The organism is Pseudoalteromonas sp. C2R02 (genome assembly GCF_018860845.1).
Classification (GTDB): Bacteria; Pseudomonadota; Gammaproteobacteria; order Enterobacterales; family Alteromonadaceae; genus Pseudoalteromonas.
The window spans coordinates 174,954-196,357 of the sequence record NZ_JAHKQC010000013.1; the positions used below are offsets into that span (position 1 = coordinate 174,954).

23 protein-coding genes are annotated in these 21,404 nt (G+C 33.8%); 13 read left to right on the forward strand and 10 right to left on the reverse strand.

Features of this window, described 5'->3' with window-relative positions; genetic code table 11:
- The first annotated feature begins 108 nt into the window (after nt 1-108).
- Nucleotides 109-2,676 (forward strand): MMPL family transporter, encoded by a 2,568-nt coding sequence (locus KO527_RS03600; RefSeq protein WP_216039013.1) that lies wholly within the window; start codon nt 109-111, stop codon nt 2,674-2,676.
- Nucleotides 2,677-2,724: 48 nt separating this feature from the next.
- On the opposite strand, the gene KO527_RS03605 is transcribed toward KO527_RS03600, so the two are convergent.
- The gene (locus KO527_RS03605; protein ID WP_354668601.1) at nt 2,725-4,218 is read right to left on the reverse strand and encodes a CoA-acylating methylmalonate-semialdehyde dehydrogenase; all 1,494 of its coding nucleotides are present in this window, start codon (nt 4,216-4,218) and stop codon (nt 2,725-2,727) included.
- Between the two features lie 165 nt (nt 4,219-4,383).
- Between KO527_RS03605 and KO527_RS03610 the strand changes: the two genes are divergently transcribed.
- The 6 genes from KO527_RS03610 to KO527_RS26225 all read left to right on the forward strand — a co-directional run bounded on the left by KO527_RS03610 (nt 4,384) and on the right by KO527_RS26225 (nt 9,157).
- The gene (locus KO527_RS03610) at nt 4,384-5,274 is read left to right on the forward strand and encodes a LysR family transcriptional regulator (protein ID WP_216039015.1); all 891 of its coding nucleotides are present in this window, start codon (nt 4,384-4,386) and stop codon (nt 5,272-5,274) included.
- Nucleotides 5,275-5,601: 327 nt separating this feature from the next.
- Entirely contained in the window at nt 5,602-6,630 is a 1,029-nt protein-coding gene (locus KO527_RS03615) for a lytic murein transglycosylase (RefSeq protein WP_216039016.1), read from the forward strand.
- Nucleotides 6,631-7,093: 463 nt separating this feature from the next.
- Complete coding sequence (locus KO527_RS03620; protein WP_216039017.1) at nt 7,094-7,726, forward strand: NAD(P)H-dependent oxidoreductase; 633 nt, start codon at nt 7,094-7,096, stop codon at nt 7,724-7,726.
- Nucleotides 7,727-7,739: 13 nt separating this feature from the next.
- On the forward strand, nt 7,740-8,039 hold the full coding sequence (locus tag KO527_RS03625; protein ID WP_216039018.1) for a DUF1330 domain-containing protein: 300 nt from the start codon (nt 7,740-7,742) through the stop codon (nt 8,037-8,039).
- Between the two features lie 18 nt (nt 8,040-8,057).
- Nucleotides 8,058-8,414, forward strand: a complete 357-nt coding sequence (locus KO527_RS03630; protein WP_216039019.1) for a hypothetical protein — start codon at nt 8,058-8,060, stop codon at nt 8,412-8,414.
- Between the two features lie 92 nt (nt 8,415-8,506).
- Nucleotides 8,507-9,157: a prepilin-type N-terminal cleavage/methylation domain-containing protein gene (locus tag KO527_RS26225; RefSeq protein WP_216039187.1), complete on the forward strand. Its 651-nt coding sequence runs from the start codon at nt 8,507-8,509 to the stop codon at nt 9,155-9,157.
- On the opposite strand, the gene KO527_RS03640 is transcribed toward KO527_RS26225, so the two are convergent.
- Nucleotides 9,140-9,541 (reverse strand): MAPEG family protein, encoded by a 402-nt coding sequence (locus KO527_RS03640; protein ID WP_216039020.1) that lies wholly within the window; start codon nt 9,539-9,541, stop codon nt 9,140-9,142. The genes KO527_RS26225 and KO527_RS03640 overlap by 18 nt on opposite strands.
- Before the next feature lie 142 nt (nt 9,542-9,683).
- Here KO527_RS03640 and KO527_RS03645 point away from each other — a divergent pair, with 142 nt between their 5' ends.
- Nucleotides 9,684-9,956 (forward strand): hypothetical protein, encoded by a 273-nt coding sequence (locus KO527_RS03645; protein WP_216039021.1) that lies wholly within the window; start codon nt 9,684-9,686, stop codon nt 9,954-9,956.
- Between the two features lies 1 nt (nt 9,957).
- Here the strand turns inward: KO527_RS03645 and KO527_RS03650 are convergent, their stop codons facing one another.
- Nucleotides 9,958-10,602 (reverse strand): cupin domain-containing protein, encoded by a 645-nt coding sequence (locus KO527_RS03650; RefSeq protein WP_216039022.1) that lies wholly within the window; start codon nt 10,600-10,602, stop codon nt 9,958-9,960.
- Between the two features lie 69 nt (nt 10,603-10,671).
- On the reverse strand, nt 10,672-11,439 hold the full coding sequence (locus KO527_RS03655) for an SDR family oxidoreductase (protein WP_216039023.1): 768 nt from the start codon (nt 11,437-11,439) through the stop codon (nt 10,672-10,674).
- Between the two features lie 124 nt (nt 11,440-11,563).
- Here KO527_RS03655 and KO527_RS03660 point away from each other — a divergent pair, with 124 nt between their 5' ends.
- Nucleotides 11,564-11,905 (forward strand): helix-turn-helix domain-containing protein, encoded by a 342-nt coding sequence (locus KO527_RS03660; RefSeq protein WP_216039024.1) that lies wholly within the window; start codon nt 11,564-11,566, stop codon nt 11,903-11,905.
- A 105-nt stretch (nt 11,906-12,010) separates the two neighbouring features.
- Here KO527_RS03660 and KO527_RS03665 read toward each other — a convergent pair whose 3' ends face one another.
- The 3 genes from KO527_RS03665 to KO527_RS03675 form a co-directional block, all read right to left on the reverse strand.
- Nucleotides 12,011-12,313 carry a hypothetical protein gene (locus tag KO527_RS03665; RefSeq protein WP_216039025.1) on the reverse strand — a complete coding sequence of 101 codons (303 nt, stop codon included), beginning with the start codon at nt 12,311-12,313 and terminating at the stop codon, nt 12,011-12,013.
- A 328-nt stretch (nt 12,314-12,641) separates the two neighbouring features.
- Nucleotides 12,642-12,890 carry a hypothetical protein gene (locus KO527_RS03670; protein WP_216039026.1) on the reverse strand — a complete coding sequence of 83 codons (249 nt, stop codon included), beginning with the start codon at nt 12,888-12,890 and terminating at the stop codon, nt 12,642-12,644.
- A gap of 92 nt (nt 12,891-12,982) precedes the next feature.
- Nucleotides 12,983-13,162 carry a hypothetical protein gene (locus KO527_RS03675; protein WP_216039027.1) on the reverse strand — a complete coding sequence of 60 codons (180 nt, stop codon included), beginning with the start codon at nt 13,160-13,162 and terminating at the stop codon, nt 12,983-12,985.
- A 151-nt stretch (nt 13,163-13,313) separates the two neighbouring features.
- Between KO527_RS03675 and KO527_RS03680 the strand changes: the two genes are divergently transcribed.
- From KO527_RS03680 to glsB, 3 genes are all read left to right on the forward strand, one after another.
- Nucleotides 13,314-14,453 carry a DUF3103 family protein gene (locus tag KO527_RS03680; RefSeq protein ID WP_216039028.1) on the forward strand — a complete coding sequence of 380 codons (1,140 nt, stop codon included), beginning with the start codon at nt 13,314-13,316 and terminating at the stop codon, nt 14,451-14,453.
- A 230-nt stretch (nt 14,454-14,683) separates the two neighbouring features.
- Nucleotides 14,684-15,736 (forward strand): AraC family transcriptional regulator, encoded by a 1,053-nt coding sequence (locus KO527_RS03685; RefSeq protein ID WP_216039029.1) that lies wholly within the window; start codon nt 14,684-14,686, stop codon nt 15,734-15,736.
- Nucleotides 15,737-15,741: 5 nt separating this feature from the next.
- Nucleotides 15,742-16,656 carry a glutaminase B gene (gene glsB / locus KO527_RS03690; protein WP_354668602.1) on the forward strand — a complete coding sequence of 305 codons (915 nt, stop codon included), beginning with the start codon at nt 15,742-15,744 and terminating at the stop codon, nt 16,654-16,656.
- 59 nt (nt 16,657-16,715) lie between these two features.
- Here the strand turns inward: glsB and KO527_RS03695 are convergent, their stop codons facing one another.
- The 3 genes from KO527_RS03695 to KO527_RS03705 are packed head-to-tail and all read right to left on the reverse strand — an operon-like array spanning nt 16,716 to nt 19,541.
- Complete coding sequence (locus tag KO527_RS03695; protein WP_216039030.1) at nt 16,716-17,918, reverse strand: ABC transporter permease; 1,203 nt, start codon at nt 17,916-17,918, stop codon at nt 16,716-16,718.
- The gene (locus KO527_RS03700; RefSeq protein ID WP_216039031.1) at nt 17,911-18,699 is read right to left on the reverse strand and encodes an ATP-binding cassette domain-containing protein; all 789 of its coding nucleotides are present in this window, start codon (nt 18,697-18,699) and stop codon (nt 17,911-17,913) included. The genes KO527_RS03695 and KO527_RS03700 overlap by 8 nt, the downstream gene beginning before the upstream one ends.
- Complete coding sequence (locus KO527_RS03705) at nt 18,696-19,541, reverse strand: DUF3025 domain-containing protein (protein WP_216039032.1); 846 nt, start codon at nt 19,539-19,541, stop codon at nt 18,696-18,698. Before KO527_RS03705 ends, KO527_RS03700 begins: the two co-directional genes overlap by 4 nt.
- 213 nt (nt 19,542-19,754) lie before the next feature.
- Between KO527_RS03705 and KO527_RS03710 the strand changes: the two genes are divergently transcribed.
- Entirely contained in the window at nt 19,755-21,380 is a 1,626-nt protein-coding gene (locus KO527_RS03710) for a M28 family metallopeptidase (RefSeq protein ID WP_216039033.1), read from the forward strand.
- The last annotated feature ends 24 nt before the right edge of the window (nt 21,381-21,404 follow it).

Below are 21,404 nucleotides of genomic sequence, written 5' to 3' on the forward strand. Positions count from 1 at the left end.
AAACCTGAGCCAAAAGTTCAGGTTTTTTTGTTTTTTTAAATTACAAATTACGCCCTTTTTTAATTTACTGTCATACTCAAGTTAATGAAAGCAATATTAGGGATAGTGATGTTTTTTGACTTAGCCAGTATTTATAAAAATTCAATTTTAAATAAACCTAAATTGGTTTGTTTTATCATATTATTGATGACTACTTTTTTCGCGTCACATATTCCAGACTTCAGGTTAGATGCTTCAGGCGATACTTTGGTGCTTGAAAATGATAATGCGCTTAAATTTTATCGTGAAATAAAACAACAATATGGCTCTGATGATTTTCTCATTATGACCTATACCCCAAAAAATGATTTATTTGATCAAACAACAATCGATAACTTAGTGCTCATGTCAGAACAACTGAGTGAAATTAATCAATTAGAGTCTATTATCAGTATTTTAAATGTGCCTTTAATTAACAGCCCACCAGTTACTTTAAAATCACTAGTTGATCATATTCCTACACTGGTAGACCCTAATATTAATAGAAATTTAGCTAAAAAAGAGTTGCTATTAAGCCCTTTATTTAAAAACTTACTGATCAGTAGTGATAGTAAAACAACTGCTTTACTGCTTTATATTAAACCTGATACCGACCATCAACTGCTACAACAAAAACGTAATGCTCTAAAACAAACAATACTGTCAGAGCCAACAAATAAAGTTGCTAAAAAGCAATTAACGAATATCAATACACTCTACTCCGCTCATTTAAAATCTATGCAAAATCAACAAGCGCAATTAATAACTGATGTACGTAATGTAATGTCTTCTCACAACGATAACGCACAACTTCATTTAGGCGGTGTTCCTATGATCACCTCTGATTCAATTGCATTTATCCGTCATGATTTAATTAACTTTGGTTTTATTGTCGTATTATTTATCTTAGTTACCTTAGCAATAGCATTTGCTAGAGTGCGTTGGGTAGTACTACCATTATTGTGCTGTATTGTATCTGGTGTAAATATGGTAGGTTTTTTAGGCTTAGTGGATTGGCCAGTTACTGTTGTGTCGTCAAACTTTATATCATTGATGTTAATTTTAACCTTATCTTTAACGATACATCTGATAGTGAGGTATCAAGAACTCCATTGGAAATTCCCACAAGCGCCGCAAATTACTTTAGTATCAAAAACCATGAAGAAAAAGTTTGTACCATGTTTATTTACTACAGCCACAACCATAGTGGCTTTTGGTTCTTTGATTGTGAGTGATATTAGACCTGTCATTGATTTTGGTTGGATGATGACCATTGGTGTCTCTATCGCTTTTTTGATGGCTTTTACCTTATTTCCAGCGTCTTTGATGTTACTAAAACCTGGTAAGGCAGTTAACCAAAAAAACTTAACAGAGCAAATCACACTCAGTGCTGCAAAAAAATTAGTTAAAATTCAAGTTCCTGTGCTTATTTTATATTTGTTTATCATCGCTTTTAGTATTTTAGGTTTTAAATATTTATCTGTTGAAAACAGATTTATTGATTACTTTAAACCTTCAACTGAAATCCATAAAGGTATGTCTTTAATTGATAATAAATTAGGAGGTACAACACCTTTAGATGTTGTGATCAATGCCCCCGTAGAGTTATTTGTTGAGAATAAGCTAACCACAACTGAAACAGAAATTGAGGATGATTTTTTTGATGAACTTGGCTTCGAAGAAGACGAATTTAATGATTTAGCACAAGACAAACCTACGGGGATCACCGCCAGTTATTGGTTTAATCCTGTTATGTTAGCCGAAATAGCACAATATCATGAATTTTTAGATAATCTGCCTCAAACAGGAAAAATCCTGTCATTAGCATCAGGAATGACGTTAATTAATGATTTAGAGCCAGAAACCAAAACTGATAATTTTAAGTTATCACTTATATATTCTAAATTACCTGATTCTGTAAAGTCTGTTTTATTTGACCCTTATTTATCAGACGATGGTAAACAGATCCGCTTTAGTATTCGGGTATTTGAATCTGATAAAACATTAAAAAGAGACGAATTACTTAACAATATTAAGCAAGGTTTAATGAGCAAGTTTGATTTAAACGAAGAGCAGATTAAGTTTACTGGCATGCTTGTTTTATATAATAATATGTTAAAAAGTTTATTTAGTTCTCAAATACAAACATTAGGTATGGTATTTTTTAGCATATTGATCATGTTTATATTGTTATATAAAAACTTAACTTTATCTTTAATAACTTTAGTACCCAACCTTGTTGCTGCAAGCATGGTGTTAAGTATTATGGGTTGGTTTAGTATTCCTTTAGATATGATGACGATTACCATTGCATCAATTTGTGTAGGCATAGCCGTTGATAACTCAATACATTATGTACATAGGTTTAAGATAGAATATCAAGCATGCGGAGATTATGAGCAAGCTATGATTAAAAGTCACAGTAGTATAGGTCGCGCTATGTATTATACCTCTATTACCATCACTTTAGGTTTCTCAATATTAATATTGTCTAATTTTATGCCATCTATTTATTTTGGATTATTAACTGGTTTTTCAATGCTGTTTGCATTAGTTGCTAACCTGACTTTATTACCTTTGCTCATAATTAAGTTTAAACCTTTAGGTCAACACCAAATAGTTGATAAGAATATAACAAACAAAGCTTATAACTCTTAAAATAAAAAACCGCTTATAAGCGGTTTTTTTATTGAGTAGAACAATAATTTATTTCATCGAAATCGTCGTATTAACTTCGCCTGCTTGGTGATCCGGCGCGAACCAACGTGTAGATACTGTTTTAGTTTGTGTCCAGAAAGAGATCGCTTGTTTACCATTTGGGCCTAAATCACCTAATTTAGAACCACGAGATCCCGTAAAACTAAAGTATGCTACTGGAACAGGTATTGGTAAATTGATACCTAACTGACCTGCATCTGCTTCATTTTCAAAGCGACGTGCGTAGTATCCTGAATTTGTAAAAATAGAAGCACCATTACCAAATGGATTATCATTAATAAACTTAACAGCATCTTCAAATGTATCTGCCTGTAATATTAATAATGCAGGACCAAAAATCTCTTGAGTATAAATATCCATATCAGTTGTTACATCAGTGAACATAGTTGGGCCGACAAAGTTACCTTTTTCGTAACCTTCTACAACACAATCACGACCATCAACTAATAGTGTTGCACCTTGCTCTACACCAGATGTAATAAGATTAACAATACGTTGTTTAGCTTGAGGATTTACTACTGGACCTAAGTCAGCAGAGCGGTCTGATCCTGGACCAATTTTCATTTCATGACTTCTAGTTGCAATTTCGTCAATCCAGTTACGTGTTTCACCAACTAAAATTACAACAGAGTTTGCCATACAACGTTGGCCTGCCGCACCGTATGCAGCCCCTAAAATATTATTGATTGCTTGGTCTTTATCACAATCAGGCATTACGATAGCATGGTTTTTTGCACCAACCATAGATTGTGCACGTTTACCGTGTGCACTTGCACGTTCATATACATGTTTACCAACATGAGTAGAGCCGATAAATGATACTGCTTTAATTAATGGATGATCACATAAACGATTTGCAACTTCAGGGCCACCGTGTACTACATTAAGTACGCCTGGTGGAATACCGGCTTCTAATGCAAGCTCAACTAAAAATACAGAAGAAGAAGGATCTTGCTCAGAAGGTTTTAATACAAATGTATTACCTGTTGCTAATGCCAAAGGAAACATAAAACAAGGAAGCATGATTGGGAAGTTAAATGCAGTGATACCTGCACCTACACCTAGTGGTTTTTGTAATGTATGAACATCTACATTACCTGCAACATTATTTGCCATTTCGCCTAATTGAAGTGATGTAATTGAACAAGCATGCTCAACCACTTCTAAACCACGTGCAACTTCACCTTCAGCATCTGGTAATGTTTTACCATGCTCTAAAGTGATCATTTCAGCAAGCTTAGTTGTATTTTCGCGAATCAAGTTTTGAAGTTTAAGCATTATACGCATACGTTGGCCCATAGGTACCAATTTCCACGTTTGAAATGCTTCATGTGCATTTTCAATCGCAGCATCAACTTCATCAAGTGTTGCAAAAGGTACTTGTGCAACAACTTCTTGTGTAGCTGGATTTAAAACATCTACCCAGTTACCTGAAGTAGATTCAATTTTTTCACCATTTAGGATCATCGGAACGCGGCGTATAGACATGGTCTTTCCTTATCTTTATCTCTATTTTTTTTATAATTTATTAATAAATTGTAAAAAACGATTTTAAATAGCATAGAGTGTCTGAATATCCTTGACAAGAGACCTCAGTGCAAGGCAGCCTTGCATATATGCAAAGAACTAAACTATATAAATAAAAATATGAATTGGGATGATCTAAAAGTCTTTTTGGAAGTTGCTAGAAGTGAAACTTTAACCATGGCCTCAAAGCGGTTAAATATTGACCCGTCTACGGTTTCAAGGCGAATTCATAAATTAGAAAATGAATTAGGCACACAACTTTTTGATCGCAGTGTAACAGGCCATCAATTAACTGAGCACGGTCACGAATTACTAACCACAGCATTAGATATTGAGAAAAAAACGGTGGCGACCCTTGATATTTTGCAAGGCAAAAACCTTGAAGATAAAGGTAGTATCAGAATTGGCACCACAGATGCTTTTGGTAGCTACTTTATTACTGAGCAATTGACATCTTTTCATCTTCAACATAAACAAATATCAATAGACCTACTTCCTTTACAGCGTTTGGTTAAACTAACGCAATATGAAGCAGATTTGGCCGTTACCGTAGAAAAGCCCGAAAATAAATCTCTTGTTGTGACTAAACTCTGTGACTACCGCTTAAAAATGTATGCCAGTAAAGAATACTTAGCGCAACACGGTGGTATGAGCTGTTTATCTCAACTTTCAAATCATGCAATGATAGGATATGTTGATGACTTAATATTTAGTGATCAACTGTGTTATTTAGACAGATACTTAGAAAAGGTAAAACCGGTTTTTAGAAGTACCAGTGTCATCGCGCAATATAAAGCAGTAGAAAATGGCCTAGGTTTAGCAATTTTACCGTGCTTTTTAGCATCTAAATCAGAAAAATTACTGCCTGTATTAGAAAATGATATTAATATAATACGCAGTTTTTGGATGGCCGCCCCCGTTGAACGCAAAAGATTAGCCAGAGTAGAGAAACTTTGGCAACATCTCAAGTTAACAACCCAGCAAGCTGAAGCTTTGCTATTAGGCCAGTAATTTATACCAATTGTATTAATTAACTTCCCATTCAGCGGGAGTTAAAAGCGCTTTAGACAAGGCAAATAATTGAAGTCATAGTTATTCTATTTCAAAATTATTTAACGCAGTATAAATCGCTTTTAAACCCGCCTTACAGGAGCCTCTGGGGATTTACACTTCGTTGTTATGTTATTCTTTTAAGGGAATGACCATTACTGCGATAACATGCCTAGAATTGAAAACCCCCAAAGGCTCTGAGTGGGAACTTACTTAATACAATTGGTATTATTCTTATAAAATGATAATTGCCAATTGTCATTTGATTTAACTTTTAAGGCATTTTTTATGAAAATTTCTAAAATTCTTTCGATGGGATTGTTGTCACTATCGATAAATACAGCCATCAATTTTGATGCAAGCGCAAAAGACCCTGTACCACCATTTGATCAATGGTTAGTTGAATTACGAGCAGAAGCCAAGCAAAAAGGCATTACAGATAAAACGATTGAAGCGGCATTAACCGATTTAAAACTTTACCCTAAAGCCATTAAAAGTGACCGTGCACAACCTGAATTTAAACGCACATTTAAAAATTATAGCGAAAAGCGTTTATCTCAATGGCGACTAAAAACCGGCGCTAAAATGCAAAAAGAGCATGGCGCATTACTTAAAGAAGTTGGCGAAGCTTATGGTGTTCAACCGCGTTTTATTTTGTCATTTTGGGGATTAGAAACTAACTACGGTAATTACATGGGTAAGAACGACATTATTCGTTCACTTGCTACCTTAGCCTACGATAAACGTCGCGCTGCCTATTTCAGAAAAGAGCTATTTAATGCCTTAATCATTTTAGATGAAGGCCATATCGCACTTAAAGATATGAAAGGCTCTTGGAGTGGTGCTATGGGTCAAGGTCAATTTATGCCATCTAGCTTCCTACGCTTTGCACAAGATTTTGATGGTGATGGTAAAAAAGATATTTGGGGTAACCATGCTGATGTATTTGCATCTATCGCCAATTACTTAAAACACTTTGGTTGGAACGATAATCAAACTTGGGGCAGAGAGGTTACTTTACCTGATAATGCAAGTACTTGGTTAAATACTGTAAAAGCAGATAAGCCAGAAAAAGGCTGTCGCGCTTTAAGAACCCATACAGACAAACTATCTCTTAAAGAGTGGAATGATTACGGTATACGCCGTTTAAACCTGAAAGATTTACCGGATGTGAACTTAAAAGCGACGCTTATTTTACCCGATGGCGAAAAAGGCCAAGCATTCTTAACATATGATAACTACCGCACAATTTTACGTTACAACTGTGCTAATAGTTACGCACTGACTATTGGTTTACTTGCTGATAAATTTAAGTAACTTAAACTCTAAAATAATGTATGTGCTTAGATACTTTTTCTAAGCACACTTCCACTATCCCATACTAAACACTCAATTCGATATACCCTAAAATTTTCCTCTCGTCATTCCATATATACTTTTTTGGTTCTAGTTTTTTTCCGTGAAAAACCAACAAGATCTCTTATAAAAACAACTCGGAGGTGACAATCTTATAAATTTTAATATAAATTAAAACTGAATTTTCATAACATCCCCGAAATACTGCCGATGTCATTCCCTAAGTCTTTTATCGGGAATCTATCTTTTATAATCTATAAACTGATTCAAAAAAGCTCTCCGATAAAACAACTCAGAGATGACGAATCATATTCACAATATTAAATTTTAATCTGAATCTTTAACGGAAATTGTTACAAAACACTTGTTATAAAATATTCAAAAAACATTTAAACTCTAGTAAAAACACAATAACAGCAGTCAAATGAATATACTTATAATTAGTGCTAGTCAAAGAGATGACTCCAATAGTTTTAAATTGTCAGAATCCATCAAAATTAATGTATTTGATGGCCAATCAAATTTAACATCAAGTATTTTAGATATATCACAATACCCTTTTTTATTAGACCATTATGGCTGCGGCCGCGACAATAATGCCCAACTACAAGACGATAAGGACACTGTTTTAAGTCAATTATATGCGTGTGATGCTGTGGTTATTGTTGTGCCTGAATGGGGAGGTATGATCCCACCAGCACTTGTTAACTTATTATTATTATGTGCTAATGGCAGTGCGTCTGGTTTACCGCTTGGCCATAAACCAGCTTTTGCAATTGGGTTATCTACATCTGCTGGTGGCAGTAACCCCATTTCGTTACTTAAGGCTTATGCCGCTAAAAATACTCACTTAACTTGGTTACCATTACATGCCATAGTCCATAATGTAGAAGATTTTATAGCATTACCTTGGACACCAGATAATCAAGATCGTATGTCACAAGTACAATCCCGGATTGCAACTGGTTTAAAGGCATTAGAAATATATGCTAATACTTTAAAGCCAGTACGAGAACAACTTGTAGCACTCTCAAAAGTTCATCCATTTGGCCAGTAATTAAGGATTAATCATGTCTTATGAAATGTTAGTTGGTTTACATGTTACAAACGATGAGATGTATCAAGAATATCGTGCGGCCATGAAGCCTATTTTAATACAGTACGATGGCGGGTTTAAATGTGACTTTAAAGTCAGTGAAACATTATTACCTTCAGAGAATAAAGATATAAACCGTGTTTTTACTATTTATTTCAAAGATGAAGAGGCTATGGAAAACTTTTTCTCTCATCCTGATTATTTGAAAGTAAAAGAAAAGTATTTTTCAAACTCGGTATCAAGTGCAGTTATTTTGTCTGTTAACAACCACTAAACAACAAGGACTTATTTCGTGCTTTTAGACTTTGCTGCCATCATCTTATTACTTTTAGGCATTGCACATTCATATTTAGGTGAAAAATATATTTTAATCAGACTGTTTAAAAGAACAAATATTCCCCACCTTTATGGCAGTGATGATTTCACAAAAAATACCTTAAGATTTGCTTGGCATATTACTACATTCGCTTGGTTTGGCATTGCCATATTACTTGCTTTTGAAAATCAGCCCAGTAATTTATTGTTATATACAACCAGTATTGTTTTTTTTGTGAGTGGCTTAATATCAGTTTGCTTTAGCAAGGGAAAACATTTTTCTTGGATATGTTTTTTTGCGATTAGCTTGCTGATATTTTTTAGCTCAATATAATTAATAAAAAAACTGTGGTGATTACTATTAATTACACTTTAAAATTTCATCCTATTTTATTATAAGCTATAAAATTTAGATGTTCATACACCATTAAAACAACTAAGCTTTCAGGTTTTACTTTAGTAGAACTTATCATTGTTATTGTGATTTTAGCTGTATTAGCAATTACAGCCTTACCGAAATTTATAAACCTGAACTCTGATGCAGCAACTTCTGTAGGTAGTGGAATATTTTCTAATGCTCAAACTACCATAGATGTTTATAAAGGAACTTGCTTAGCTCGCGGTAGGGATATATATGAAGATAGAAGCACTGCAAGTAATAATTTCAATATCGATGGAATAGAATCAAGCTTTTCAGCCTCATGTTATCCAGTTTCAACATCAAGAAATAGTAGAGCTATCTCCAACGCAAGACAATGTTATTCAACATTGCAAGATTTAGTAAGTACAGATACATTACCTAATATCACATATCGATGGAACGCAACGGGCGGAAGCAGCAATAGTACGAGTGTAACAAGTTCTTATTTCCAAAGCTCTCAAGAAGCTGGTTATAAAGTATTTATTCATCAAGCAAGAACGTTTCATTCTTATTGCCATTTTTATTATTTAGACGGTGTAGATTTGACCAAAACACCTTACTTGCTTTATGACGCCGATAACGGTGTTAAAGCAAGTGGTGTAATGGATATATCAAATGGTATTACTTGGTCTGACAATCTAACTTTGTATAATTAATAGATTAACCCACATGGCTAATATACAAATAAAACCGATAAAAAAACTTATCATACGATGCATCACATTATTATAACTAATATGAATTACTGCATGAAGATAACGAGATATTACAAAAACAATTGCGGCATATAGCGCAAATTCACTTTGTATGCTTAACGATATAAATAACGTACATACTACATAAAATAATAATGGTAATTCAAATTGATTATTGAAATTACGGGTTGTCTTAGTCACTAAGTCTGGTAAATCTTCTCCTTGCATAAGTCTAAAGTACTTACGACTCATCTTGCCTTTTTTAACATTTTTAATTCTAACTGTTACTGTTATTATCCCTACAATAAACGTCAGTAGTACCATCATAAACATTGCTATTAACATAATAATTTTCTTTGTTATTTTTAGAGTTCATGATTATTATAGGATTCGAGCAAGTTAGCAACTCACTATGTAAGAATTTCTGTTAATTACTTGCCCTACTTCTTAATATCGTTTTTATTACTAAAGGAATAATTAGCCCTTAATGGACAACTTAGACTTTAATACTTTTTGTAAATCAATCTTAATTGAGCTAAGCATTGCTTATCCTTTTAGCAAAACGATTGCTTTTAGTGATATTAATAAAGATGTAGTCGCAACAGCTGAACAGCTTAATTTTCACAATCAAATCATTCAATTTTTAGTTAATGAAAAACTTATTAGACAACTACCAATACAACATAATGCTTTAAATTATTATCAATTAACACCTAGCGGATTTAAATTATTCAGTAAAAATGAACAAATGTGCTTTTAATTTATAAATGCCCTACTTTTACTAAAATAATTGTATCTTGTTCAACATAAGGATTATGAACGCTCATATGCGGGCTTCTGATCCAAGTACCTGCAGGATAGCGACCTTTTTCATCCATAAACTCACCGCTTATTACATATATTTCTTCTCCGCCAAAATGTGCATGAGGCACAAAGCGCTCTCCTTTTGGCCATTGCACTAATGCTGTTGATTCTCCTTCAAACTCATGCAGAGGCATAACCTTCAAATTACCATTACCTTGTAACCATGAAGCCGTATTTGTATCAATATTGATATGTTTGTTATCATTTGGTTTAAATTGGTGTAGCTTAACGAGTAAAGTACAGCCTTGTACACTGTATGGACTATGAATAAATCCTTCTGGATTTCTAAAATATGCACCAGCATGATAATCACCTGTCTCGTCTGAAAATACACCTTCTAATACTAATATTTCTTCCCCTAATGGATGATCATGGCTTGAAAACTTAGAACCTGGTTCAAACTTTACAATACTCGTTGCATGCCCACGCTCTTTATCTTCTCTGGCTAATAACTTTCTGTATACACCTTTACTTGGGCTTTTAAGCCATTCTTGGTTATTCGTATTTATGACTACTCTTTTTGTAAAATCTAAATTCAGCATTATCTACTCCATTACTTTATACAGTTATTTATACGCCAGAATATAAACTGGCGTAATTTAGAATAAAAATTAGTTACGCCCTGCCATCACACCACCATCAATATCCCAAATAGCACCTGTTACCCAACTAGATTCTTCTGATAATAAAAAGCTTATTGAATTAGCAATATCTTCTGATGTACCAATACGTCCGATCGGGTGGAAATCATTAAATCCTTCAAGGGCTTCGTCTATTTCATTTTCATTGATAAAAGAATTGTATATGGGTGTTTTTACCACTGCAGGTGATACTGCATTTACTCTTATGTTATGCTCAGATAACTCCATTGCCATATGTTGTGTTAAGGCATGTAAACCCGCTTTTGCCATAGAATATGCTGAAGATGGTGTTGCTTTTACTGCTTGCTTAGCCCACATAGAACCAATATTCACAATATTACCACCGTTATGGATTATCATATTTTTTGCAACAGCTTGAGAAATGATAAATGTCGCTTTATTTAATGCCATGTAAATTTCGTAATCATCAGCATTATGCTCAATAAATGGTTTTGGGCTAAAGTATCCCGCAGCATTAACCAAATAACCTATCTGATTTTTTTGATTTTCAATATATTCTTTAACTGATGTTATACCTTCTTGTGTATACAAATCAGCTTTTATCGCCGTTATTTTTCCAAATACACTAAGCTCTGATAGTGTATTATCTAATTTGTCTGGATCACGCCCTACAATAACTACTTCAACATTATTTTTTAGTAATTGCTTTGCTACTGTTTTACCCATTCCACTTGAACCGCCAACAATAAGTGCAATACCTGATTTATTAAAATCCATCATCTTCTCCAATTAATCTTTATTTGTAATTTGTACTTGGTTGATGAAGTAATATTAAATTAAAATATGATCATAAAAAAAGTAGGTACATTTTGGTCACCTAAGCACTTATTGGTACATCTTAATGAATAATAAAGAAAAATTATTTTCTAGAAAATCGCCACCAGCACAATCGGCACGTATGGTAGAGACAATTATCGGTTGTAAATGGTCGGTAACTGTTTATCACCTATTGCTAAATGATATAAACAGGCCCGGTGAAATGGTTTCTAATGTTGAAGGACTCACAACAAAAGTACTTAATGCATGTTTAAAAAAAAATGTAGAGTTTGGCATTTTAGAGCGTATTGCTTATAACGAAGTGCCACCTAGAGTGGAATATAAAGTAACAAATTTTGGCAATAAATTTATTAAAATAATAGATCAACTAGAGGCACTTCAAACCGAAATCAATTTAACAGAATAAAAGTCAGGTTCATCCTAAATTTTAGAATTAAGGTGCTATCGGACATTTACATGGATTATCACCATTATCTACAGTGTTACAGCTTTCCTTAGCTTGCTCCCATATTTAAACTGGTTTTATATTTTTGCTATCAAAAAATAAATCCATTTGAGCTAAAGCACATATAGTTAGCTGATCTTCAACTGTTTGCGGATCAGGTGCGCCTTCTGCGGTTTCATTATTAAACCATCTCTTACAAGCTTGTGCTTTTGCTTCTTCAGGTGTGATATCGGGATTATCACCATAGTTTGTTAAGAAGCTGGCTGCAGCTAAATCTTGTGCTTCATATTTTCTTATATCAGGAATTGTTGCAGGGTTGTTACTACATTCTCCTGTAACACCAGCTGCAATCATATGATTTGCTATCATATATAGAGTTTCTTTTTCACTGTGTTCAAAAAATTTAATAGGACCCGCTTGCAAAATAGTAACTTGAGGTACGCCATCTTTATTAACTGGTAGTTGATCTTTAAAATTTACTCTAAACCATGCAGGTGCTTGCGGATCATATAATTAGATTTCTCTTCGTTATCAAATAATAATAAAGATAACATCACAGGAAAATAGTCATTTTCATACTCACTTTCACCCTACCCTGGCGCAGCAATTGGATTGACATCTAATCAGGGCTTATAAAGATCAATTTCAGATTCATTTATACCCACACACTCTAAAATTTGTTGCCAACGATTTAATGTCATGTTTTCAAATAGTCAGCAGTTTGCATTGCTACATATGGAGGGTAATGTAATAAAGTCACTGACTTTTGTCTTGAAATTGGCATTCCTAATGGTAAATACATTTCCCATTTTGATTTACCATCACTTTTATTGCTATTAACAGGAAACCCTGCCATTGGATTCCAGGCTCCTGGAGTTGCTTTACAAAACTCAACACCTTTAATTGCCTGCCCAGCATGCTCTTTGTTCATAAACAATTGGTGCATTTTTGAAAACCTTGCCCTTTAGCTATATTATTTTCATCACAATCGAATTAGATAAAGTACTTTCCATTATCTTATGTTACTTTTAGAGGATTTTACCCTATTTCTATATAATCAGTTTTTAACGAGCTTAATGTAAAATGTTTTATCAATTTCTCAGGTGTATCTAAGCCCAAACTTGGATTAATAACATCAACAGATGGGTATAATTTCCCCTGATAATAGCCATCCCCAGGTAAACCATATTTAATTTTTGTTGTGGTTTTATTTTTCATAACTCTTCCTTTTGATTTTTATATATCTTATTTCAATTAGTTAGAGTTTAATAATATTGTTAAACATTGTAATTTAGTAAATTAAAAAAATACAATTGAATAAACACTCTAATTACTGTCAACTAAAGAGGTACATATATTAGGAGATAATATGAATACAGTTACAAAAAATTTACTTTTGTCTTTCACCGTTTTGCTTGCTACAAATATAAGTGCAACACAAATAGATAAAACAAAGATAACAAGTAACCAGATACAACAAACTTCTGTTACTAATATAAAGCGACAAATAGCAAAAGAAATTGCGGTGAACTATTCAATACAATCAGAAATATTTAAGGACAATATTTCTTATAACAATTTAACTATTAGCAGTGATTTACTCCAATCTTCTGCTCTATCAAAAAGATTACAATTAAAAGAGCGCAATAATTCCATTAGTGTATTAAAAGGCTTTAAGTTAGCTCAATCTAATCTTGTGCAACTAAGACTTGCTGATAATTTAATGATAGACGCACTCAATAAAGGTAAAGAGCCGTTATTTGCTTTTGAACCTGCAGGAAATGATAAATATTGGAAAGAAATAGAAGCATTTGATATGCAGGGAAATCTACATACTTTAGATGTTGTAGCACTTCCAACTCATCCAACATTTATTGTAGAGCTTGATACAAATAAAACCCTAAAAGCTGGGTTAAGTGTCATGAGATCAATTTTAAAGTCTCAATCTGCAAACCTTAAAACTCTTAATAGCACTTCACAAGATCAGCCTATATCAACAAGTGTGCTTAAAAAAATTAGACTCAATGACGATGAAGAGCCATGGATATCAGGTAATGCTGAAGTTTATGGCATAGTAACAGGTGTTAACCCTTCACGTGATGAACCCGTATTAGATATCCTAGATATGCCTTATTTAGATACTGATAATAAAGATTATCACCCTAATCAAATTATAATTCATTGGGAAAGATATCGCTGGCAAGCTGCTGATATGATATTAATGGAACAAGATGATAATACTAATTATAAAACCCTTGCTTCTAAACTATTAGAAATAGCTGAACAAGTTATGAAAACAATTCCTGATCCTGAGGTGCAAGGCTATGCAATAATTCCTAAATTAACCAATGAATTATTAAAAGCTATGCCAGATGATTGGTTCACTAATGATGATGATTATCTTGATGTATTTTACACATTATTTGAAGATACCCATTACTCAAATTATTATGGTGCAAGCACTAACGCAAAAGTAACAATAGAACCACTTAGGATAGATCCAAGATAGTAATAATACAATAAAGGGGTCGGAGTTAATTTACCTTCGACCCTAGTTAATTCATAACCTTTCATTTAAATTAAACCTTGCAATTTAAAAGCTTATTCATTTTTCTATTTTATATATTTAAATTAAATAACTCCGACCCCTTTTTATTCATTGCATTTTTTATCATGTTCGCAATAATGGCGATATGCGTAAATGTCTTTAAAGACACATAATAATAAATAGGTCGCGCTATGGTAGAGAATCAAAATAAATTAAACTTAGGTCAGGCATCAATCCCTGCAGTAACGCAATATCTTCAGTTAGCAGATGAGCTAGGTATAGAAATAACACCGATCTTATCGAAATTACGCATAACAGAAGCCCAATTATCTGATACTAACCAGCATATCAGTGGTGAAGATTTTCAAGAACTCATCTTGGAGTTGATAAATTTATCTGGAGATCAATTATTCGGTTTACATACTGCTAAATTTGTTCAACCTGGCTCGTATAGTGTTTTAGGCTTTATTACAATGAATTGCGAGACTCTCGGTGAAGCAATTACTAAAATTCAACCATTTGAAAAATTGGTTGGTGATATGGGCACTACACAAATAGAAAAACAAGACTCAGACTTATATATCAGCTGGCATTGTATTTTTCCGGACCCTAATGTTAAACGACATATGGTAGATAACTGTCTAGCCTCTTGGTTTACGTTTGCTCAATTTCTAGTTGAACCTAAATATAAACAACAAAGTTTACCTAAAAAAGTATTATTAATGCGTTCTAAACCTAGCCTTGATGAACAGTCTTTTTATCATGATATTTTCAAATGCCAAGTGCTATACAATCAAGTTAAAGACGCTATTATTTTTGATGAAACTTTATTGGCTTTACCGCTGAATAAAGGTAATAAACTTTTACTATCTACTTTAGAAAATCATGCTGTAGAATTGATTGATAAACTATCTGAAGAGGAAGATTTTGCCCTGAATGTTAAACAACTGATTGAAGTTAATTTAATAAATGGTAAATTTCACCAACAGGATATCGCTGATACTTTGAATATAAGCACCAAAACGTTACAACGTAAACTTAAAGCACTCAATTTTACTTTTAAATTTTTATTAGATGAAGTGAGATTAAATTGCGCACATCAGCTATTAAATCAAGAAAATTTGCCTTTGGTTGATATCAGTATCAACTTAGGTTTTTGTGAACCAAGATCATTTTATAGATGGTTTCAGAAGTTAACTGGGGTAACACCTGGCGATTATAGAACTAGGAACAAGTGTAATTGAATAAAATTTCCAATGAAATGCTTAAAAGCATACTTAAAGATGTAAAACCTTTAATCGGCAAAGGTAAAGTAGCAGATTATATTCCCGCTTTAGCAAAAGTAAATAACACACAATTAGGTATTGCAGTTTGTACCTTAGATGGTGAGGTTTATCATACAGGCGATGCGTTAACGCAATTTTCTATTCAAAGTATTTCTAAAGCATTAAGTTTAACTTTAGCCCTAACGATATATGAAGAAGATGAAATTTGGCGAAGAGTAGGTAAAGAGCCCTCAGGCCAAGCATTTAATTCTTTAGTTCAGCTAGAGCTAGAACATGGTATTCCAAGAAACCCATTTATCAATGCCGGTGCACTGATAATTAGCGATTTATTGGCAGATAAATTGATTACGCCAAAATTTTCATTAATGGAATTAGTAAGAGACCTTTCAGGTAATACTAAAATCCAATTTGACAAAAATGTCGCCCGTTCAGAATTTAAGCATTCTGCCCGTAATAGCGCGATTGCATATTTAATGAAAGATCATGGTAATTTTCATAACAATGTTGAGTCTGTGTTAAAAGATTACTTTCAAGCTTGCTCGATAAAAATGAACTGTATTGACTTAGCTAAAACATTCAGCTTTTTAGCCAACCGAGGAACTCCTGTTGGTCAAGATAAACCGCTTGTATCTCAAAAAATGAGTAAACAAATAAATGCATTGCTTGCAACCTGTGGTTTATATGATGAAGCTGGTGACTTTGCTTATCGTGTGGGTATGCCTGGGAAATCTGGTGTAGGTGGTGGTATTGTGGCAGTGATACCTGGTGAAATGAGTATTTGTGTTTGGTCACCTGAGCTCAATCATTCAGGTAACTCTTTAGCAGGTATTGAAGCCTTAGAGTTATTGACCAATAAACTAGGTCGTTCAATCTTTTAAATTTTTTTCATTAAAAAAGGGACGTTTATGTCCCTTTTGATTCGTATTCCACTAAAAGACTATCTAAATAAAACAGACTCTTTTTTGAACCAATGCACACAGAACGACATTAATACACCAGCTAATACTAGCGTAGCAGCGAATATCATGCCTACCATAGAATAATCGACAGTCCCTTTTATTAACTCTTTAATTGCCAATGCAACATTAGTAATTGGGATCATAGCTGTATTCATAGTTAATTCCATATTTGGCATCATGGCAACAACTAAAGGCATAAATGCGATCATAGACAATGGACCCATATAATTTTGCGCTTCTTTAAATGTACGCGCATAAATTGATATGGCTAGCACTAATGAAGAGAATATGCCTGCAAGCGGTACTAGCATAAGGAATATTAAACTCAAATCAACTACACCTATTGCGCCCATCACTTCAGTGATAATTTTTGCATCAAAAAAACTGCCTGCGACACTGACCCAAAAACCCATACTTACGACGGTGATACATGCAGTTGCTAACGATGATGCTAGCACAGTAAAAAACTTACCTAATACTAACTCTGTGCGTGTTACAGGTGTCAGTAATAAAGTTTCCAGCGTACCGCGTTCTTTTTCACCTGCACCTAAATCAATTGCAGGATAGCTTGCGCCTGCTAAAACCAGTGGAATGAGTAAATATGGTATAAATGCCCCTATTTTCTCACCGAGATTTTCTCGTTTATCAGCAGCATCAATTTTTTCAATTTTTATTGGGTTTAATAATGCAATACTTTGCTCTTTTGTAACTCCTAATTTTTCAAAGTTTTCAGCTTGTAATATCTCACTAAAAGACTTCATAGCATCATTGACACGTTTATAAATGAAATTAATTGAAGCTGCATCATTAAAAACAACTTGCCAATTACTCTGCTCACCCTTTGACAAAGTGTCTCTGGCATTATTAGGAATTAAAATCCCAACATCTAAATCACCCGCTTTAACAGCAGCCTTCATTTCATCTACAGTTTCATATTTTACTTCACTTAATTTAAAGCTTTTATGAAACTTAATCTTCTCTGAAAACTCAGGGGCATATTCGCTCCCTGTGATTGCATAAATATGTACTTTTTGTTCAGCTTCCAAACTTGCTTGAGTCGCTAAAAAGCCCATCAAACCAAACAGAATTGGAAATATTAAAACAGGTAAAGCAACAACAAATAAAAGTGTTTTTTTATCTCTTAATAATTCTTTTACTTCCTTTTTAAAGACTTCAAACATTTGACTGCTCCTGCAAAATATTAAGGAATGCTTCATTGAGAATTTGACTATTACCTGTTTCTCTAAATTGCGATAATGTGCCATTAAAACAACTGATACCTTCATTAATTACCGATACACGTTCACACAAAAGGTCTATTTCATCTAAGTGATGGGTTGAGAAAATAACAGGCGTGCCTTGTGATTTTAAATCTTGGATAAATTTAATTACTGTTTGCGTGGTCATAATATCTAAACCAGTTGTCGGTTCATCTAATACAACCACTTCAGGAGAATGTACAACAGCACGTGCAATATTTGTTTTTTGTTGCATCCCTGTTGAAAGGTGCTCTGCCCTTTTATGTACAAAACTGTTCATATCTAGCATTTCAAATAATTCTTCTGTGCGAGTTTTTAGTATTTTTTTATTCATGCCATGCAGCTTACCAAAGTACTCAATGTTTTCTTTTGCAGTTAAACGGCCATATAAACCTGTAGAGCCAGATAAAAATCCAATCTTTTTACGTGCTAAAAGTGGATCTTTTACAACATCTACGCCATTAATTTGAATTTGACCATGATCAGGTAAAAGTGCAGTAGATAACATACGAAGTGTTGTTGTTTTACCTGCGCCATTTGGTCCAAGTAGACCAAGGACCTCACCTTTTTCACAATGAAAACTGACATCCCTTACTGAGTGGAAGTAATCGGTCTCTTGTCTTGGATCTATGCTTTGCTGTTTATCTATTTTATGATCTTTGGTTAACTTAAATCTTTTTTTAAGCCCCGCTACTTCAATCATATAACTTTCCTTTGTTTAGGTTGGGGTTTTGGTCGAAAGTAATTAATATTTTTATAAAATTCGACATTGTTATTATCTTCATACCAATCAGGGATCCCTAAAAATGGCATAGGTGATAATGCTTTATTATTTTTTAATAACTGATTATCTATAATTTGTTGATAAAGTACAGTATCTAGGAACTCATATTGATTTTTTAATGATAAGCGGTAAAAATCACTGTTAACTGGTAAAAACAATGCTTTGCCTGTGAGTCCTAAATAAGGCTTAGTTGCCATCTCATAATTGGCATGACCAAACATATATGCTGCTATATTTTCACCCCATTGTGATCTGTGTGTAACAAAAGCATCATCCCATAAATGGTTTTTCAAACTATCTTTTATCTGCTCAGAAACAGCATTATCAATATTGTAAGGAAACAAAATACCGCATTCATCAAGTAAGGTTATCGCATTACGAGATGTAGAACGTTTAACTAAACCATGCTCATTGATTTGCTCTATATGCATTTTATTTAATAGCGTTTTTGTTTTAGGGAATAAAATCCAAATTAAACCGCCAAATAAGTCATGCCAGTTATCAATACGAGTTGGTACATTGCCTGTCTCATAAATGATTTGTTCATAATATCTTGGGTCGTCTTGAATATGAGGATCGGGTATGAAATTTAGATTTTTACCACTGGAAAGAATTAAATCTTTAATATGCGAGTTTAGCCAATCACAATCTGGCCATTGGTCATTTTGATCAAGTTTAAATAACTCAATTAAATCGTTGAAAAGGCCATGTTGCTTAAAATCAACACTCCACTCTTTGCTAGGTTCAAACTTTAACTTCACCGGTTAACTCATATTTAATCTTTGATGCCGGCTATTTTAACTCAAAATCAAATTCGATTTAAGTAGGCTTATCAGTTTGCGTAAATATCTTTGTTTAGTCTTTAATATTTGATACTTTAACGCAAATTTACATAAAATCAGATTTTATTCATGTCAACTTCTGATAATCTACTCATTGATTTACTTTAATCTCCACCTTAATAAGAGAGCAAAATGAAAAAACTTCTTAGTTTAAGCCTACTAAGTACATTGGTACTGGCTGGCTGTGCAACTACAGCATTAAATAAAACTGATTTTGAATCAGCATATAACACAATTAATAGCGAACAGCTAACAACGCACATTAAAGCTTTTGCATCCGATGAATTTGGTGGCCGAGGTCCTTCAACTGAAGGTGAAAAACTGACTTTAGCTTACCTAACTAAACATTTTAAAGAGTTAGGTTACCAACCAGGTAATGGTGACAGTTTTTTACAAGAAGTCCCTTTAGTATCTCTTGAAGCATCACCTGAAATGGGCTTAACGATTGGCGATAAAACATACCAATATAAAAAAGAAATGGTAATGGGTTCATCGCGTATCAGTGAATTTGAAGCAATTGAAAATTCAGAGCTTGTTTTTGTAGGTTACGGCGTAAATGCACCAGAATATAACTGGAATGATTACAAAGATGTAGATGTTAAAGGTAAAACAGTCGTTATTCTCGTAAACGATCCTGGTTTTGCAACAAAAGATCCTGAATTATTTACAGGCGATGCAATGACATATTATGGTCGTTGGACTTATAAATATGAAGAAGCTAGTCGTCAAGGTGCTGCAGGTGCAATCATAGTGCATGAAACGGCTCCCGCATCATACCCTTGGTCTGTTGTTGAAAACTCTTGGACAGGCCCGCAATTCGGTTTCCAAAAAGAAAATAATAATATGGACCGTGTTGCTGTTGAAGGCTGGATCACAAACGATGTCGCCATTGAAATTTTCAAAAAAGCGGGTTTAGACTTCACTAAACAAAAGCAACTTGCAGCAAAATCTTCACATCATGCTGATTTAGGCGATTTAACAGCAAGTGTAAGCGTAAAAAATACAATTAAAAAGTCTATCTCTAATAACTTTATCGCTACTTTGCCTGGTAGTGAGAAAGCAGATGAGCATATTATCTACTCTGCACATTGGGATCACTTAGGTACAGATCCAACTAAAAAAGGCGATAAAATATATAACGGTGCTCATGATAATGCAACTGGTACAGCTGGCATGATTGAAGTAGCTGAAGCGTTTGCTTCATTACCTAAGAACCCTAAACGCTCTATCACATTTTTAGCAGTGACAGCTGAAGAACAAGGTTTATTAGGTTCTAAGTACTATGCTGCTAATCCTGTTATTTCTCCAAAAAGTACTGTCGCTAACATCAATATGGATAGTTTAAACCTTTTAGGAAGAGTAAAAGATGTCAGTGTTGTTGGTATCGGTAAATCTGAACTAGACGATATGCTTGCTGTTGCTGCAACTAAGCAAAACCGTACAATAGGAGGTGATCCAAAACCATCTTCAGGTGGTTATTACCGCTCTGATCATTTTGCTTTTGCTAGCATGGGTGTACCGGCTATGTACGCTGGTGGCGGTACCTTACCAATTGATGATGCAACAGCGACATACAGAAAACGTATGGGTCTAATATTGCGTGGTTGTTACCACCAAGCATGTGACCATTACAGAAAAGGCTGGGATTTATCAGGAGCAGTTCAAGATTTGAAATTGTTCTATCATGTAGGCTTTGATTTATCAGAACAAAAAGATTGGCCAAAATGGGATACTAAATCTGAATTCCAAAGAAAATAAATGCAAATGATATTGATTTGCATT